Source organism: Ktedonobacter sp. SOSP1-52 (genome assembly GCF_016587395.1).
In genome coordinates, this window is record NZ_BNJH01000002.1 from 1,095,921 (window position 1) to 1,114,180 (window position 18,260).

The window sequence follows — 18,260 nt, forward strand, 5'->3', positions numbered from 1 at the left end:
AGAGTGGCGCGTTTCCCGTGGTAAAATGAAAACATTGCGGCAGATGCATGCAGCCTTCAAGGGCTCTCAATATCAAATCTCATTTAAGAAGCCCTCTAAAGGACTGACATGCATTTTCCTCGCGCCACTCGTGCCTAGAGACTTTAAGAAGGAGATGCTGGTATGTATCATCCTCAGGTAGGAGAGCCCCTGGAGGCACTCGACACGCCATCGATGATTGTGGATCTTGCATTGATGGAGGAAAATATTGTCAGGCTGATGCAACGCTTTCGCGAAAAGCGAGTTCACGTCAGACCTCATCTCAAAACAGTCAAGAGTCCTGAGCTGGCACGCCTGTTGCTGGCGGCAGGCGCCATTGGAGGGTGCGTTGCCAAGGTCAGCGAAGCGGAAGTCATGGCGCAAGGCGGTATTGAGGATCTCCTGATAACGACCGAGGTTGTTGGTAAACCAAAGCTACTGCGGCTCGTTGACCTCGTGCGCCAGCACCCTAGGATCAAGGTTGTCGTAGATAGTTTTGCAGGCGCCCAGGCACTTGACCAGGCAATGAGTGCGGCCCAGGTCGAAGTCAACGTGCTCATTGATCTCAATGTTGGGCAGAACCGCTGTGGAGTACTGCCTGGGGAGGAGGCGCTCATGCTGGCGCGGCGGCTCAGCAAAATGTCCCACATCCACCTGGTTGGCGTTCAGGGTTACGAGGGGCATCTCCAGCATATACACGCTCCTCTGGATCGTGTGCATCGCTGCCAGCAGGCTATGCAGGCCCTCACGGAGACCGCCGCCCAACTCCGAGCAAAAGGCTTTCCCATCGAGATCGTGACCACCGGTGGAACGGGAACCGCAGAGATCTGCGCCAATTGCGCTGGAATCACAGAGGTTCAACCGGGTTCTTTCGTGTTTATGGATACCGATTATCGTAACGCCCTCGGCCCAGCCTATGCCAATGCCCTGACCATTCTCTCGACGGTCATCAGTAAACCGACCCCTACCAGGGCCGTCGTTGATGCCGGTCTCAAGTCGCTCTCTATTGAGAGCGGCATGCCTGAACCTAAAGGCATGGCTGGCATTGCATATCAGCCAGGGGGAGATGAGCATGGAATTCTTACGTGGAGCATGAGCGCTGCATCCGCACTAACGCCGTTGGAGATTGGCGATCGTATTGAGTTCATCCCAAGCCATATTGATACCACCATCAACCTTCACGACACCTATTACGCCCATCGAAATGGAAGACTGGAGGCTATCTGGCCCGTTACCGCCAGGGGCAAAGTTCAATAAAGGGCAACTCTTGTTGCCCCTCTTGATATCAGCAAGGAGCCTGGTCAGCGCTGAGGGGAAGCGTAAAGCAGAAGTCAGATCCCTGGCCGGGCGTGCTCTGCAAGCCAACGCAGCCGCCGTGCTGCTCCACGATGGTCTTGCAAATGTGCAGCCCCAGGCCGAGCCCCAGGCCGTTCCCGCTCATGACGTTGATGCCTTTAGCGCGATAGAAGCGCTCCCAGATACGTTTCTGCTCGTCAGGAGTCAGGCCTGGCCCCTGATCGCTTACTGTCACCCGTACCATAGGGCCTTCAGTCATGATGGTTACCTCGATAGGTCTCTCAAACGCTGAGTATTTGTGCGCGTTGGTCACATAGTTATTCACGACCTGACCTAAACGTTCAGCGTCGCCATGAATAAGTAGTTTCTCGTCTGGCTGCTTCAAGATAATCATCCGGCCACCAGTTATCTGGCGCTGGTCCTCGACCACTTCACGTACCACCTGTCCAATATCGCAGGGCTGCATATGAAGCTCAAGTGTGCCCGCCCGAATACGCGAGACATCCAGCAGATCGCTTGCCAGGCGGCTCTGCACATGCACCTGCTGCTCAGAACGCTCGAGATAGCGCTGCATCTTCTCCAGCAAGGCGGCGGAGGCCTCTTGCTCCTGCATTCGCTGAGAGCGCAAGGTTCGCAGGGAGCGTTGCGCTAACTGAATGTTGCCTTTTAAGCCGGTTAATGGATTCTTCAGTTCATGGCTGGCAATGCTCAAGAACTCGTTGAAGCGACGATTGGTCTCCTGCAATGCCAGCGCATGCGCACGGGCCTCAGCCTGTTGCAAGAGCAGGTGTTCTCTCTCATATACCAGTCCGGTCAGCTTGGCAACGGTCTTGATCAGGGTGTAGTCAATGGGCATAAATGGATCGTCATTCTGAGGTGAGATCAGGACGAGTGCACCAAGCATGCGGTTTCCCAGGAACATTGGCGCCTCAACCATCAATGGAGTATCTAACCCCTTCTGTGGGGACAGCTCATGCATCACGATCTCATTGTTGCGCAGGCAATCTGTATCTCGCTCCTGGGAAGAGGCAAAAGCGTGCCTGACGTCATGCCACCATGGTGCTTCCTGCACCTGGTCAGAATCACCTTCGTTCAGCAAGTGCCAGGTTACGGTTTCAGGATCAAAGGAGAGGATGCCAACGTCCTGGCAGTGCATGACGACAGATATAAGTTGTCTCAGGCATTGACAGGTAAAGCGCAGTGATGATGCCTGATCTGACGAGGACACGTCAGTAGAGAGCGTAGGCTGCGTTTCTGGCAAGCGCGCCAGGGATTCAGCCAGCATGAGGAGGGCGTCCAGTGTTTCATGTGTGCGCCGCCCGAGCAGATAGCGTTCAGTTATATCGCGAAAGATGAGCACACCACCGTTGTCATGACCATGCAGATCACAAATCGGCCGCCCGGAGACACCCAGGAAGCGCCTCTCGCCCCGCGCGTTCTCCCGCTGGATGATGACCGTCTTTTCTCCAACCAGGCGCTCACCTCGCAGGACGCGCATGATAGGTATATCCTCAGGAGCTATGGGATGACCGTCTTCATCCCAGATCACCGTCCTCCCACTCTGGCGATCAAGGAAATCATGGATATTGTTACATGAGGGGACCACAGACAAGAGGGGCAGGGCGGCATCGTTCATACGAAGCAGCCCATTGCTGTCGCACACAAGCATGCCATCGCCCATGGCCTCAAAGATAGCTTCTAGTTCTTGAACGCGTTGGTCTGTATCCAGTCGCGCTTGCTGCTCCCTGCGCGCCAGCTCAGCCTGAGTTTTCTCTGCCGCACGTAACTGCTCCATCAGCTCTTCCCGTTCAATATGCGAAATCAGAAAACGAGCCACAATTTGCATCAATTCCAGCTTCTCCGGCTGCTGTGTAAGTGGGCGTGGATGCGGGTCCTGAGAGCAAAGGGTACCATAAACACGGCCATCGCTGTAGAGCAGGGGGACGCCAATATAAGATCCTATGTTATACTCTTCGGTCGTAGGCAACTGCTGATAATAGGGGTTGCACGTGGAATCCTCGACAATAAGGGGTCGCTGTGTGCGCCAGATGGTCTGACAATAGGTTTGCTTCAGTGGCCCCTCCGCTCCCTGTGCGGGAATCGACGTGCCTTGATTACGCGCCTCCATAATCTTGAGAGTATGGGCATCGATATGCCCCTCACAGATCGTTTCGTCCGTCTGGTGCATGCCGACCCGGGCGACAAAGAGGGTCTGGCAATCCAGGAAACGGCCTAGCATTTCAAGGGCAACGCGCATCGCCTCCTGCGAAGATTGAAAGCTCTGAGCAGTCATCTGCGCCATGTCATGCAATATATGTGCACGCTCCTCCTCTGCTGGCTCCTGGTGACCAATAGAATCCTGTCGCCTGCCAGGGCCTTTGTGAGTGAAGGCCGAGACTTCTCCAGGGAACGCACTTGGCGTTTGACTGGAGAAGTCTTGCTCGGTTGGTCGCTGAAATAGCTCGGAGGGCTGGTGTTCCATAATAGAGTTCCCTTTCTCCCATCATCGTCCTTGAAGGAGGGTCATTATCGGTATAACTGTGAAGACGATACGAATAGAGTATGCAATCGACATACCTGCTCGATTTCCGAAGAGAAATGAGGTTTTTCTCTATATCAGGTCATTACAAAGCGGGTTGGATCTCTTGAGAGGAAGCGTTACGCGAAATGTAGAGCCACTCCCCACTTCGCTCTCCACTGTAATTGTTCCCCCATGATGTTGTACGATCTCCTGGGCAATAGACAATCCCATCCCCAGACCTGGAATCGCTCGCTGGCTCAAGTCAAATGCACGGTAGAAGCGCTCAAAGATTTTCCCACGCTGCCCCTGTGGAATACCAATACCGTAGTCTCGCACACCAATAGTGACAGCCTCTGTGGTAGCATCCAGGTCGATATCGACTGTGGTGGCATCAGGCGAATAGGTGATGGCGTTGCTGATCAGGTTGATCAGGACCTGTTCGAGCCGGCCCTTATCGCCAATGAGCGTGCAAGGAGCCGAGCCATGTACCACGATAGTATGATTTGTACTCATCAATTGTATCGTTTCGGCGATCTCATACACCAACGCCTCTATATCCACTGGTTCTCGGAGGTAGTCAAGCCTACCAGCCTGAATTTTGGAGACGTCCAGCAACTCTCCGATCAGGCGATCAAGGAGTTGAACCGGCTCCTCCGCTCTCAATAGCGTGGCCGCCGCCTCGCCAAACCCTTGCTTTAACAGCCGTGTCCTCGCCAGTTGTAAGCGCATCTTAATAGCGGTCAGTGGCGTCTTGAGTTCGTGGCTGGCCATGCTCAGAAAGTTCTCTTTACGCAGCTCCAGTTCCTTACGGGCAGAGTTATCGAGCACAAAGCAGAGATTCTGAGAGGGATCAAAGGGCAAGGCCACGCCACCCACAAGTACAGGGAGACGGCTCCCATCTTTACACACATACTCCTTCTCATAGGGAATAAGTGTCTGATGCTGTGCGAGCTCTTGCCGTGCCTGCTGGGTGCGCGCAAGAAAATCTGGATGTGTCATACGAAACCAGCCCATTTTCCCCTGGCGCAAGTCTTCCTGGCTATAGCCGGTCATACGCAGAAAGGTACTATTAGCCTCAATAATTTCATTATCTCTGGAGATAAAGATGCCTATAATATTCGAGTCCATTAGGGTACGCGCTCGCTCCTGGCTCTGATAGAGAGCGATCTCCGCCTTTTTCAGATCATCAACGTCTGTACAGGTTCCGACCCATTGCCGGATCGTCCCCTGCTGATCCCTTCGTGGCGTGCCTCGTGTGAGATACCAGCGATACGCGCAGGTTTCCACCTCCAGGAGCCGGTGCTCCACTTCATAGGATGTACCAGCATGCACAGCTGCTTGCCATGTATCCAGCACACGCTGTCGATCATCGGGATGAATCCAGCGACTCCAGCTATCATTCCCCTGGTCTTGTTCGGCAGTCGTAGCAGTATAATCGCGCCAGCGCTGGTTCCTGTAGTGGGTAGAACCATCAGGATACATTGCCCAGACAAAGTGAGGGATGATATCAAGCAATGTACGCCATTCTTCTTCGGCCTGCTTCCACTCGGTAATATTGAGGCCCACACAGGTCAGATACTCGATACGCTGCTCCGCATCGCAATGAGGAGTCATGACAAACGCAAGGTCACGGTAGCTTTCCGCCTGCGGGTAGAGTCTGACCTCAAAGTGAACCGTCTCGCCTCTCCTGGCCTGTTCAATGGCGGCGCGCAACTGATCTTGAGCAAGGGGCGCGGACCTCCAAGAAGGAAATTCAACCATTGGCCTACCGATGACCTCCTCTTGCCTGGCCTGGGCAACCAGGAGAGGGCGCTGATTGATGTCGAGGATTAACCCTTCAGGAGTAAGAATGACGATTCCATCCGTAAAACTCTCCAGCAGGCTGCGATAGCGCTGTTCGCTCTTATAAAGAGCATCATACAACCGTACAGGCTCCTTGCCTTCACGGAAAAAGGCCAGAACGCCGCCATTCGTCGGAGAGAGCTGCACACGCAACCAGCCCTGGGTGATTGGAGAGCAGTAGGTTATTTCAAGCGACTCCTGCGTATGAATAGCTGTAGTAACGGCCTGGTAGAGCGCGGTACTTACAAGGTGTGGTGCGCTCTGCCAGAGACTTGTCCCTAGCAACTCATGTTTGCTTGCTCCAAACATGGCCGCAGCTCGCCTATTGACATACTGAATCGTTGCCGTCGTATCAAGGAAGAGCAACGCGTCGGACAGCGTCTCCAGCAAAGATGGCAGTTCGGGATATGATGTGAGTGGAGCACCTACTGAGGCATCATCAAGACACATGCGTACTTATCTCCTTTTTCCCTTGCTCAATCCTTTGGGCGAAAGGAGCATACTTGCTCGCTCAATGAAACAGTATATTGACGCCTGGCTGGGTTTTCACCATGCCACCCTTCCCTACAAATGCATTCTACAAAGAATAGCCATAATCACTATCACTATACAAAGCCATCTTTTTTACAAAAGACAAAGTTCAACTGTAATCCTGTATAGAAAAGACTACTCTCTAAATATGGAGTTGTCAATAGGATTGTGCACAACTTAATTTTCAGGGCCCGCTTGACAGATGGCATTGCTCGCGCGTATGGTTACCTCATAAGTACATTTCTCCTAGATACTTCGAGTTGAAAAGGGCATATACACATATGACGACACACGATCGCTTACAGCAAGCAATTCACCTCCGCGAGACGGGGCATGCCGAAGAGGCCCGCGAGATCCTGCTGGACCTGGTTGCCGCCGCTCCCGATGATCCTCAGATTAATTACCAGGCTGCCTGGGTGCATGATAATTTAGGACTGGAGCGTGAGGCGGTTCCTTTTTACGTCCAGGCCATTGAGCAGGGGCTTGCAGGCACTAACCTGGAAGGCGCACTACTGGGCCTGGGGAGCACCTACCGGGCGTTGGGAGCATACGACCAGTCAATCGAAACCTTCAAACGTGGGATAAAGGAGTTCCCGCATAATCGCGCCTTCCCTGTCTTCCTGGCAATGGCTCTCTACAACGCCCGGCAGTACAGCGAATCAGTGGAACTCCTTCTAACCCAACTCGCGGAGACGACCGCCGACGAGAATCTCTTGCGCTACAAGCGAGCGCTCTTGTTCTACGCCCCCCAGCTCGATCAAACATGGGAATAACCACGCCACATCATACCTCCTCGACCACCTGGATAGAGTCTTGTTGCGTGGTTCCCTCGTCGGCCTGTACCTGGCTCACCTCCCAACGCGAACGTGTCCCCTCACGCCAGAAGTGTATGGAGAGTGAGCAGGGGCCAACTCGCAGTTGTTGCAGCTCGATATCAGGCAGCCATGCGGGCAGCGTTGGTCGCACATATAGCCGCTTCGGCAATGCCGGTCCAGCCCTGAATACAATTGTGCATGGTAATCTGCGATGTTTTGGGAAAGGTGCACGGGATTGAAGGCCAGACCCGAGACGTGCAGACGCCAGTCGGCAAAGTTGTGCTGCGCCAGGCGCTTAAACTCGTCCTCTTCTGGAGGGTGCCCGTTGACCCAGAAGTAGTCCGTAATGTCAGACGTCGTCCTTCCTAGCCATGATGGGGCGGAATGGTCTGCGCCATACTCTTGACCAACTGCTTAACAATGCCTGTCTCATTGGTCAGCCACTTCATATGAAACGCATGTGCGCTCATACTGATGAGTATACTCAATGTCTACGTATCCCATCTTCTCTCTTCATCACGTTTCTGGTAAGCGAAAAGTACAGCCAGACCTGGTGATACAGTGTGGTGCAGTAATATTGAGTGTGGCCCGACACGTACTTTACGTGTCGGACCACACTCAATATTACTGCACCACATCCATCATTTTCACGCACACATCGTTTGTGGCTCCTTCTCGGTAATTAGGAGCGCTTCGACCGCTCCATCTGGGTCTAGATAGGCGATGGCATCCCCCAGGTCAATCAAGCCAAGCGCCTCTATCAGGTCGAGCAATTGTTCTTTTGTCATGGTTCTCTCTGTTTCAAAGATAGTTATGCTTCCGTAGTTTGTTGTGGGCTCTTCAACAAGGCAAACGCCACTCCGGCCATGCCTAACGATAAGGCGACACCGATGGCGAAGGTCGTCTGAGGGGTGATCCAGTGCCCGACGAGCGCTTGCGTCAGCGGACCAAGCATCACGGCCAGAGAAATGGCTGAGCCACGTATCCCCATTACCTGGCCGCGATTCTTATCGGTCGTAGCACCCAGATAGATACTGCCCATCGCTGGCTGCACCAGGGCGCTTCCCAGCCCTCCCAGTACTGAGCCCAGCAAGAGCAGCGGATAGAAGGGGGCCACGAACATAAACAGGTTCAGACCACCAAAGAGCAAGCTCCCAATGACAATGAGTGGCTTCTTCGGCAGGGTCTCGCTCAGACGGCCCAGGAAGAGCGGGAACACGGCCAGGGCCAGCCCATAGGTGCTGATGATGATGCCATATTGGGCCGCGCTATAGTGCAGGACCTTTTCAAAGAAGAAGGGGTATTGCGGAAAGACAAATGGGTAGGTGAAGATCATGCCAAAATCGATCACCAGGAATGGCAGGAAGAGCAAGACCAGGCCAAGAAGACTCAAATCTTGCTTGTTGCTCGTGATTGACCCCGACTTCGCCTTTGGTTGCCGGGCCTCTAGCCGCACCGCATCCGGCAAGGTTTCGGGCACCATAAAGATTGCCAGGAGCGAAGCCGCCAACGCAATTCCGGCTGAGAACAGGAATGGGCTGGTAAAACCCAACGATTGGTAGAGGAAGCCGCCAATTCCGGGTCCCAGGGCAATCCCAACAGCCTGGGCCGTCGTGACAAAACCAATCCAGCGCCCCTGTCGCTCCAATGGAATGGTATCGCCAATCATCGCCATCGCCACAGGCATCAGACCAGATATCAGCATGCCCTCGACAAAGCGAATAAGAATAAACAACAGCGGCACATTCACAAATGCCAGAGCGATATTCGTGCCAATAAAACCAGCTAACGAGATAAAGAGAATAGGTTTACGACCAATACGACCCGCCCATGTTCCCATTGGCGTGCTAAAGAGGAACATGCCCAGACCAAAGGCACCTTCCATTAACGCCAGCGTCTCAGGTCCCAGCCCCAACGCTTGCAAACGCTGGGGAAAGACGGGGATGATAATCGCAAACCCGGTCATAATTAAGGTGACGCACCCTATGAGAAAGGTCAGAGCAAGAGTAATAGATCTTGTCTGTTTGCCAGGAGGAACCACACCGGGTTCCACCAGTACCGCATCTTCAAGAGTGGGAGTAGTCGCATTGTCAAAGTGTGTTGTCTGCATATATTTTATTCTTCCCTTTTAAGTGAGGGACAATATCCTTCTTGCGGAAATAATCTAATGCTTTCCTGATTTATAACCCCTCTCTACTACATTCTTATTCCTGAGATAAAAAACAGTATATCTGGTCAGCAGGGATGCCGTCTTCACCTCTTCGGGTGATTGCGAGAAGGAGTTGTTCAGCTTTGTTGGGGAAGAAACAGGTGGCAGGGTGCCCTAACGGGATCTCGCCCCTGTACCGTTTTCGGGGCAGACGTTCAGGTATTCCTCGCCATGAAGAAAAATGGAAAACCTCATTTTGTCTATCCAGATATGACAGTTTCCTGTGATGCTGCGGATAACAAATCAGATAATACCTCTTTTGATGCCAGCACGAGAGCCACGCTGAGGAGCACGCCTATGCCGAGGCTCGCACGACGACCTTTGCCTGCAAGGTGCCGGTCTCCAGAACAGGACCACCCTGGCAGACGGAGACAACGCTCGCGATTAGGTGCTCGGTCAGGTTGGGATTTTCGAGGCCGATGGTGGTGAGCGGAGGAATACTCAGTTCGGCAATCATGGTATTGTCGTGACCGATGACGCTGACCGCTTCCGGCACGGCAATGTTGAGGTCGGAGAGCGCGGCCAGGGTGGCAAAGGCCACGTCGTCGTTGTATGCGCAGACCGCGAATGGCGGAGACTGCACTGCCAGGAGATCCGCCAGCGCCTGGCACGCCTTCTCGCGCGTCTGGGAGATGGTCACTATACACGGTTCAGGTAGGCCATGTTCGCGGCACATCTGCTGCACGGCTTCCTGGCGCGTGCGCGAGAGATGCTGCAGCTGTGGCTTTTCCGTGGCTGCGTAGACAATGGGACGCGGACCGAGCTTCAGCAGGTACGCCACCTGCGCGCGCGTGCCCGCGTTGATCCAGTCCCGATTGCCCAACGTAATAATCGGGGCGTGAAAACGCTGGAGGCTGGCAACTGCGGCGGCATCGTTTTCATCGACCATTCCGACCACGACCGCTGGCGCGAGGTTGGCCGACAAGTGCTCCTGTTCACTGGAGAAGCCCACCTGCCAGACCAGGCTGAAGCCCACTTTTGCCACTGCCGCTGCCAGTTCTTCAATCATTTGAGAGATCGCTGCCTCAACGACCACCATTGGCCAGACAACCAGCACAATTTTGCTCTTTCCCGAGCGCAGCGAACGAGCCGGCGCGTATGGTTGATAGCCCAGTTTGCGCGCGGCCTCCATCACTCTGACCCGCGTCGCCTCTGGAATGCGCTGGCGCGGATCATTATTGAGCACATAACTGACGGTGGCTTGCGATACCCCAGCTTCCCGCGCCACATCGACACTTTTGGTTCTATGCTGCTCGCCTCTCATGTCTTCGATCTTCCTTTAACTCAGCCTCTTGACTTCTGGATTTTCCCAGATTATACTCCAACTTATACGAATAAGTAAAGACGTGAACGATGCTGGAGGCCCTCACCGATGAGTTGGCAAACCGGGTTCAGCGTCTTCAAAAAGGAGTCTCAACGATGGATTCTTCATTCCAGAGCGCTTCATCCCCTGATGCAGGTCAGACAGAACAAGAGCTTGATAAGACGGGTGGTGGAGATATAGCGCTACCCTGGTGCTCGTCGTCATCAGCGCGCTTTGTGAGCCCCATCCGTTCTGTGCGCTAAGACGCAGAACTAGCAGAAAAAGAGAAAAAGAAGCACATGTCTGTACAAACACTCTCTACTGATGATGGTTTCGCGTATCGCGATCTGAACAAAAACGGGCGCCTGGACCCCTATGAAGATCCCCGTGTGCCCATTGAGGAGCGCGTGGAGGATCTACTGGGACAGATGACGCTAGAAGAGAAAGCGGGAATGCTCTTCCAGACCATGATTGCGATGAATCCCGATGGGACGTTAAACGAGGGCGGAGGCGATTTCCCGACGGAGCCGACGACGGAGATGGTGTCTCGGAAGTTGATGAATCATTTCAACATACTCTACGCCTCTGCCCCCAGGCAGATCGCGGAATGGTACAATCGACTCCAGGCCCTGGCCGGGGAGATGCGCCTGGGCATTCCAGTGACCATTTCCACCGATCCACGCCACGCCTTTAGCAGCAATCCCGGGGCCAGTTTTCTGGCCGGCGCCTTTTCGCAGTGGCCTGAGCCACTGGGTCTGGCTGCCATCAATGATCCCGCGTTGGTGGAGGAGTTTGGTGATATGGCACGCCAGGAATACACAGCGGTGGGTATCCGCGTGGCGCTTCACCCCATGGCCGACCTGGCGACAGAACCGCGCTGGGCGCGCATTAACGGGACCTTTGGCGAGGATGCGGAGCGTTCCGGCAAGATGACCGCCGCGTATATTCGCGGTTTCCAGGGTGAGCGCATTGGCCCGGGGAGCGTCTCCTGCATGGTCAAGCACTTTCCTGGCGGAGGTCCCCAGAAAGATGGTGAGGACCCGCACTTCACGTATGGACGCGAGCAGGTCTATCCTGGCAACAACTTTGACTATCACCTCCAGCCTTTTGAAGATGCCTTTGCGGCAGGCGTTTCCCAGGTTATGCCTTACTACGGTATGCCAGTGGGTTTGCCCATTGAAGAGGTTGGTTTTGGCTTCAACAAAGATGTCATCACCGGTTTGTTGCGCCAGAAATATGCCTTTGATGGGATTGTGTGCACCGACTGGGGGCTGCTTACCGACGCGGATATGATGGGTGAGCCTTTCCCGGCGCGCAGCTGGGGCGTTGAGCACCTGAGCATCCCGGAGAAGGCCAAGAAGGTTCTTGACGCGGGTGTTGACCAGTTTGGCGGCGAAGCCTGTCCTGAAGTGATTATCGACCTGGTCAGAAGCGGGCAGACCCCTGAAAGTCGGCTTGACATCTCGGTGCGCCGTCTGCTGCGCGAGAAATTCCGCCTTGGTCTGTTTGATCAGCCCTTTGTCGATCCTGATGCTGCCGAACGGATTGTTGGCAACGAGCGCTTCCAGGCGGCTGGAGCGCTGGCCCAGCGCAAAGCCTTTGTGCTGCTGAAAAACGCTACTGGCGCAAACGGACCGACGCTGCCTCTGAGCGGCAAACCAAAGATTTACATTGAGAATATCGCCCCAGATGTTGCCAGTGCCTATGGAGAGGTGGTTGCCACGCCCGCCGAGGCCGATCTGGCCATTCTGCGCCTCCAGGCGCCGTTCCAGCCTCCCAAGGGTGGCGGTTTCCTGGCGAACTTCTTCCACTCGGGCGACCTGGATTTTAAGGAAGAGGAACTGGCACGCATTCTGAATGTGTTGAGCCAGGTTCCCACCATCGTTGACATCTACCTGGATCGACCAGCCGTGATGCCGGAGATCGCGGAACACAGCGCCGCTCTGCTGGCCAACTTTGGGGCCAGCGACGCAGCCCTGCTCGATGTGGTCTTTGGCCGCGTGGCTCCTCAGGGTACCCTGCCTTTTGAACTACCCTCCTCCATGAAAGCGGTGCGCAAGCAGAAGTCAGATGTCCCCTATGACTCGGAGCAACCGCTCTTTCCCTTTGGGCATGGGTTGTCCTATTAAAAAGCATCTCCCCGAAAGAGAATGTGCGGTAGACCCACACTATGATAGTGTGGGTCTACCGCACATTACTTGTTTCAATATTTAGCTCTCTACAAAAGTGGTTCAAACTTACACTTCGACTGCAAAGCCGTACCCTCGTAGTCCTCTCTCCCGCCACCCCATAACACCCAATATGTCTGGTATGGGCAAAATCAGACCGGAAAGCTGTCCCAAAAAGGATATCTCAACCTTCTTTATAGGTGGCGACCATTGCATGGTCATTTCAACCATGCCTCTCTTCGAAGAAGGGGCATGAAACAGATTGATATTCAACCATCGGAGAGTTACTTCTCCAGATAAAAGGAGGAATTACATGTATAAAGGGATACGGGTGGTATATATGATCGACGCCTGGCTGTTCCCAGCGGCCATTCTTGTTCAGGTCTTCTTCGCCGGGCTCAGTCTCTTCACTCGGCAGAGCTACTGGGGCGCGCATGACCCCTTCGGTCATATCATCGGTTTTCTCCCTCTGCTCCTGGTCTTACTGGCGTACCTGGGACGGCTCCAGCCTCCAGCGAAACGTCTCGCCTGGACCTTGTTAGGCGTCTACTTTATCCAGGCAGACCTCTTGACACTGCTTAGCTCGACTGTTCCGCTGCTGGGTGCCTTGCACCCTGTCCTGGCGCTCGTGCTCTTTGCCCTTGCCCTGACGATCGCGTTCCAGGCACGAGCGCTGGTGGCGGCGGGCATCAAAACGCCCTCTCCTTCGAAGTCCTTTGCTATGAGAACCCCTAACCCAACAATAGAAGAAAGGAACTAGCTATGATCCTGGTTACTGGAGCGACGGGAAACGTCGGACGTGAGGTCGTGAACCTGCTGCTCTCTGGCGGAAAGAACGTGGTAGCAGTCACTCGCAATCCCGCCACTGCCGCCTTGCCCGATGGGGCGCACGTGGTCGGCGGCGATCCCTCCCTCCCACCCACACACCCTGGCAGCGGCACTGCGCGGCATTGAAACAGTCTTCATCAGCCCACGTGCTCTGGGAGATGCCACAGCCGGGGCCGCGACCGTTGAACCGCTCAAGCTGGCAAGCGAGCAGGGCGCGGCGAGTGGTCGCGCTGTCGGCTGTCACCGTGGAGGATGGCGGCGGGTATCAGCGCTTCTCTGATGCCTTCAGGGCTGTTGAGGATGCTGTCAGAGCTTCTGGCTTGCAGTGGACCATCCTGCGCTGCGCTGACTTCGCCTCGAACGCCCTGGCCTGGGCACCACTCAAACACTCGCCTTTTTGCACCCCTGATGTAAATGTTGACATTTCATGGGAGAAATGTCAACATTTACATCGTGGAGGCAGAGAGGAGTCATATTCCTGCAAAATAAATGTGTGCATGTTTCTTCAAGCCAAAGCCCGAACAGTATCCTTCAACAAAATCTCTTGACGCATATGCCTCTTTTGCCCTACAATTGGCTTTTGTGGAGAACATATTTGGTCTCATCAAGAGACTTGAAGGATAAGCAGAATGGGAGAGCGGGTCAGCCGCAGAGAACAGCGTCTTGGCAATTACCGCCTTATAAGCTTGTTGGGCGAAGGGGGCTTTGCCCAGATATACCTGGGTGAGCACATCCACCTGGACACCCAAGCCGCTATTAAAGTGCTGCATACTCGCCTGTCTCCTGATGATATTGATAAGTTCCGTGTGGAGGCGCGTACTATTGCGCGTCTAGTTCATCCTCATATCGTGCGCGTTCTTGAATTTGGCGTGGAGGACAACACCCCTTTCCTTGTCATGGACTATGCTGCGGAGGGAACCATGCGGAGGCAGCATCCTAAAGGGACGATCCTGCCGCTAGAAACGATTACCTTCTATGTGCAACAAATCTCCGAGGCATTGCAATATGCGCATGATCAAAAAGTGATTCATCGAGATATCAAGCCTGAAAACATGTTGTTAGACAAGCATCGTCGGGTGCTCTTGAGCGACTTTGGTATCGCGGTAGCTGAGCAGAGTTCGCATGATCAGAAAGCAAGAGGGATGGCAGGAACTGTCGCCTATATGTCCCCTGAACAGATCAAGGGCAGATTCTCTCCGGCAAGTGATCAGTATGCGCTAGGTATTGTCGTCTACGAGTGGCTTTGTGGAGAGCGCCCTTTTCAGGGTTCGTTTACTGAACTCTGCACACAGCACTTGTTTGCCTCTCCTCCTTCACTGCGTGAGAAGGTCCCCGCGATCTCGCCTGAGATTGAGCAGGTGGTCATGAAGGCTCTTGCCAAAGATCCAGCGCAGCGATTTCACAACATACACGCCTTTGCTCTTGCCTTGCAAGAGGCTTACCAGGCAAGAGGGGGCAGCATCGTGCAGTCTTTGCGAGCAGATCTTATATCGGCCAACTCGCATGAAGACTCTCCATCAACAGCATCGGGCGAGGATACACCACCAACAGAGTTAAAAACAGCTATACCCTCAATCAAGCTTGAGAAAGATATTCCATCGGCAAACGTGAGTCAGCAAAGGCTTCCATCTGCCAAGGGCCTCTCGCGCCGTGCGATGATTCTGGCGAGTCTAGGGGGAGGTGTCGGTGTGGGTGGAGGACTCATCTGGTTTGTGGTCTCACACAATGGAAGGCCAGCCACGCCAGCCTTGACGCCTCCTCTATCCTCGCCTCCAACCCTGCCATCAAGAGGAGCTACTCTTTATAGCTATGAAGGGCATGATGATACGGTTGATGCGATTGCCTGGTCACCTGATGGGAAGCGGATAGCCTCTGGGGGTGGTGATAAAACAGTACAGATTTGGGATACAGCGAAAGGCGACCACATCTTCACCTACCGTGAACATAAAGGTGCCGTGGAAGGACTGGCGTGGTCACCCGATGGGAAACGAATTGCCTCTGGAAGCTATGACAAAACAGTGCGGGTATGGGATGTTGCCAGTGGTGGTCATGGATTTACCTATGTATATATGGGACATGGTAATTTGGTAGAGGAGGTTGCCTGGTCGCCTGATGGGAAGAGAATTGCCGTTACCGGAGTAAGAACAATGGAAACCTGGAGCGCGGAGGATGGCGGACAGCGCACTATTTATCAGCGGGGGCTGGAGGCCGCGAAAACAGTGTCCTGGTCCCCCCACGATGGTCGCCAGATCGCCTCTGGTGGTGGGGTCACGGTTTATGTCTGGAATGCAGTAGATGGCAAGCAAGCCTTTGCGTATAGTGGGCATACAGATCGTGTGGATACTCTCGCCTGGTCGCCTGATGGGAAGAGGATTGCCTCTGGTGGAAAAGATAAGACGGTGCGAGTATGGGATGCCGCCGATGGTGGTCATGTTGTGATCTATCGTGGGCATGCTGATTACGTGAACTCTGTTTCCTGGTCGCCTGATGGGAAGAAGATAGTTTCAGGCGGCAATGATGAGACTGCGCAGGTCTGGGATGCTACAAATGGCAGCCCCATCTTGACATATCGAGGGCACACCAGTGATGTGAATGTAGTGGCCTGGTCGCCTGATGGGAAGAGGATTGCCTCTGGTGACGATGGGAGAAGTGTGCGTGTCTGGATGGCACCATAGCCTGTTTGCCGAATATTCACCCCATTTACCAACAACCTCGACTGAGCTTGGGGGCGTATAATACAATGACGTTTTTATATCTATCGTGATCTGCGAGGAGAGAAGGTATTTATGCAGAGCCAGGAAAGCGGCTACGAGTCACAACAACAGGTAACGCCGGAGCGTGCAGTCAACCGGGACCCGCGCGAGCAGGCTTCGCCCTATACGGAAGGGGCGCACGTGGACGAGAGGGAGCGCACGTACGAGGAAGGCTATACGGGACAGTACGCGCAGGATAGCTGGTTTCAGGAGGGCGAGAAGCTGCACCCCCAGGCACCCCGGCAACGTAATGCCTCCAGCGTCTTCGTCTTCATAGGCATCCTCTGTCTGGCCTTGATCGCGAGCAATGTCCTGGGCCTGCTCTCCGGCTGGCTGATCTGGGGCGGTGTCCTCCTGTTGATCGGTATTGGCGCTTACCTCGCTATCCTCAACTGGCGCGTTATCACGCTTCCCATGCCCACGGAGAGCTTTATGATTCAGGAGCATGCGCGGCTGGACATCAATAACGTCTTGGGTCGCGTCACGATCCGGCAGGGCGAAGACAACGTGGTGACGGTCAAGGCCACGAAGAAGGCCAGTGGGATCGGTATGACGCTCGACTCGATGCGCATAGATTACCAGCAGCAGGGCGATTCCATCACCATGAAGAGCGCCGCTGACTCGTCCTTCTTCCAGTTTGGTTGGAGAAGCTTCGAGCTTGAGATTACAGTGCCGAAGGGGTGTGATGTGCAGATGAAGACCGGCTCGGGCCGTGTCGAGGCGCGGGGCTTTAAGGGTGATATACGCCTGCGCACCGGTAGCGGTGGGATAGAGATCGCGGAGTTGGAAGGGCGCATCGATGCCCGCACTGGTAGCGGCTCCGTGAACGCAGATCAGATCAAAGGCGATCTCTTGCTAAAGACCGGGAGCGGACACATCATGGCTCAGGAGTTGAATGGTAGCGCCGAACTGAATACAGGTAGCGGCTCTATTACTGTCATGCAGTCCAACCTTACGAGAAGGACCACAATCAAGACAGGTAGTGGCCCGATCACAGTTACGCAATCGCCCCTTGCGGGAAGCGCTCTCTTCAAGACGGGCAGCGGCTCCGTTACCTACTCCGGCGGGCTTGACCCGCTCGGCACGTACGAACTGCGCACCGGTAGCGGCTCCGTCTCCATGACGCTCCCGTCACAGTCCGCGCTAACGCTCAACGCCTCGACCAGCTCCGGCAAGGTCATCAATGCCTTTGAGCATATGCCCGTGGATGGTCCGCGCGCCCAGGTTCGAGTCAAGACCGGTAGCGGCTCCATCACCGTCGCAAAGGTGTAGAGGCTGAACCTGATAAGCAGAGTCCTCTCAAAGAGTGAAGAAAGGGTCATCGCGAACGGCTGCCAGGCATTCATCCACCGTCATGGCCGAGTAGGGCTCGATCCACTGGCCAGTGTAACGCATAAACGCCAGATCAAAGAGCCTGGAGCCCGCATAACGCATGCGCGCAAATTTCACTTCGAAATGGGAGACTTCTGCTTCAGGATACGGCACGTGATAGGTCGCACAGAAATAGAAAGCGCTGTGATACCACTTCCCATAGACATCTACCACGTAGTTGAATTGGGGCTTCTGAGGAGGTGGTTGAATGTAGCGCGCTTTGAGCACCGTCTCGATGAGCATATTGGCCTTCGTGCTCACCTCTTGCTTTAGCGTTTCGGGCAACGTTGACGATGTAGTTTTGCGTGGGCTAGGCATCCACGATTTCGGTGGCTTTCTCATACCGGCTTTCCCTTCTCCATTGGAACGACGAGAAGTTCCCAGTGTAGGTCGACGACCAGCCAAACGGCGCTCGCAACCGTTGGGCGGAATGGATTTGGAACACCCATCTCTGCGGTTTATGATTCCTTTCTCAGTTCCAGTTTGACATGATCATGATCTACTCTTACTATAACATGGGGAAAGCTGGTGCGGCACACTCTACTGTACTAACAGACCAAACAGCAACAAGCAGTGTGCGTGGAGAAGATGCATGAGAGGAGTTC

General features: G+C 54.4%; 16 protein-coding genes. 9 read left to right on the forward strand and 7 right to left on the reverse strand.

The window, feature by feature from the left end:
* Positions 1-162: 162 nt before the first annotated feature.
* Positions 163-1,275, forward strand: a complete 1,113-nt coding sequence (locus tag JMJ16_RS20290; RefSeq protein WP_201384443.1) for a DSD1 family PLP-dependent enzyme — start codon at positions 163-165, stop codon at positions 1,273-1,275.
* Between the two features lie 28 nt (positions 1,276-1,303).
* On the opposite strand, the gene JMJ16_RS20295 is transcribed toward JMJ16_RS20290, so the two are convergent.
* Positions 1,304-3,796, reverse strand: coding sequence for an ATP-binding protein (locus tag JMJ16_RS20295; RefSeq protein ID WP_201384445.1), 2,493 nt, complete (start codon positions 3,794-3,796; stop codon positions 1,304-1,306).
* Between the two features lie 129 nt (positions 3,797-3,925).
* On the reverse strand, positions 3,926-6,127 hold the full coding sequence (locus tag JMJ16_RS20300; RefSeq protein WP_201384447.1) for a PAS domain-containing sensor histidine kinase: 2,202 nt from the start codon (positions 6,125-6,127) through the stop codon (positions 3,926-3,928).
* Between the two features lie 362 nt (positions 6,128-6,489).
* Here JMJ16_RS20300 and JMJ16_RS20305 point away from each other — a divergent pair, with 362 nt between their 5' ends.
* Positions 6,490-6,981 (forward strand): tetratricopeptide repeat protein, encoded by a 492-nt coding sequence (locus JMJ16_RS20305; protein ID WP_201384449.1) that lies wholly within the window; start codon positions 6,490-6,492, stop codon positions 6,979-6,981.
* 10 nt (positions 6,982-6,991) lie between these two features.
* On the opposite strand, the gene JMJ16_RS20310 is transcribed toward JMJ16_RS20305, so the two are convergent.
* The 4 genes from JMJ16_RS20310 to JMJ16_RS20325 form a co-directional block, all read right to left on the reverse strand.
* Positions 6,992-7,174: a hypothetical protein gene (locus tag JMJ16_RS20310; protein WP_201384451.1), complete on the reverse strand. Its 183-nt coding sequence runs from the start codon at positions 7,172-7,174 to the stop codon at positions 6,992-6,994.
* A 496-nt stretch (positions 7,175-7,670) separates the two neighbouring features.
* Entirely contained in the window at positions 7,671-7,811 is a 141-nt protein-coding gene (locus tag JMJ16_RS20315) for a hypothetical protein (protein WP_201368937.1), read from the reverse strand.
* A 23-nt stretch (positions 7,812-7,834) separates the two neighbouring features.
* Positions 7,835-9,133 (reverse strand): MFS transporter, encoded by a 1,299-nt coding sequence (locus JMJ16_RS20320; RefSeq protein WP_201384453.1) that lies wholly within the window; start codon positions 9,131-9,133, stop codon positions 7,835-7,837.
* Positions 9,134-9,527: 394 nt separating this feature from the next.
* Complete coding sequence (locus JMJ16_RS20325) at positions 9,528-10,496, reverse strand: LacI family DNA-binding transcriptional regulator (RefSeq protein ID WP_201384455.1); 969 nt, start codon at positions 10,494-10,496, stop codon at positions 9,528-9,530.
* Between the two features lie 155 nt (positions 10,497-10,651).
* Here JMJ16_RS20325 and JMJ16_RS20330 point away from each other — a divergent pair, with 155 nt between their 5' ends.
* The 7 genes from JMJ16_RS20330 to JMJ16_RS20360 all read left to right on the forward strand — a co-directional run bounded on the left by JMJ16_RS20330 (position 10,652) and on the right by JMJ16_RS20360 (position 17,556).
* A complete protein-coding gene (locus tag JMJ16_RS20330) occupies positions 10,652-10,798 on the forward strand; it encodes a hypothetical protein (RefSeq protein ID WP_201384457.1) in 147 nt (48 codons plus the stop codon).
* Between the two features lie 36 nt (positions 10,799-10,834).
* A complete protein-coding gene (locus JMJ16_RS20335; RefSeq protein WP_201384459.1) occupies positions 10,835-12,664 on the forward strand; it encodes a glycoside hydrolase family 3 protein in 1,830 nt (609 codons plus the stop codon).
* Between the two features lie 352 nt (positions 12,665-13,016).
* Positions 13,017-13,463, forward strand: coding sequence for a DUF6220 domain-containing protein (locus JMJ16_RS20340; RefSeq protein WP_201384461.1), 447 nt, complete (start codon positions 13,017-13,019; stop codon positions 13,461-13,463).
* 2 nt (positions 13,464-13,465) lie between these two features.
* Positions 13,466-13,657: an NAD(P)H-binding protein gene (locus JMJ16_RS20345; RefSeq protein ID WP_201384463.1), complete on the forward strand. Its 192-nt coding sequence runs from the start codon at positions 13,466-13,468 to the stop codon at positions 13,655-13,657.
* On the forward strand, positions 13,584-13,811 hold the full coding sequence (locus JMJ16_RS20350) for a hypothetical protein (RefSeq protein WP_201384465.1): 228 nt from the start codon (positions 13,584-13,586) through the stop codon (positions 13,809-13,811). Before JMJ16_RS20345 ends, JMJ16_RS20350 begins: the two co-directional genes overlap by 74 nt.
* Positions 13,812-14,160: 349 nt before the next feature.
* Positions 14,161-16,206 (forward strand): serine/threonine-protein kinase, encoded by a 2,046-nt coding sequence (locus JMJ16_RS20355; protein ID WP_201384467.1) that lies wholly within the window; start codon positions 14,161-14,163, stop codon positions 16,204-16,206.
* A gap of 111 nt (positions 16,207-16,317) precedes the next feature.
* Complete coding sequence (locus JMJ16_RS20360; RefSeq protein WP_201384481.1) at positions 16,318-17,556, forward strand: DUF4097 family beta strand repeat-containing protein; 1,239 nt, start codon at positions 16,318-16,320, stop codon at positions 17,554-17,556.
* 27 nt (positions 17,557-17,583) lie between these two features.
* On the opposite strand, the gene JMJ16_RS20365 is transcribed toward JMJ16_RS20360, so the two are convergent.
* Entirely contained in the window at positions 17,584-17,997 is a 414-nt protein-coding gene (locus JMJ16_RS20365) for a hypothetical protein (RefSeq protein ID WP_201384483.1), read from the reverse strand.
* Positions 17,998-18,260: the final 263 nt, after the last annotated feature.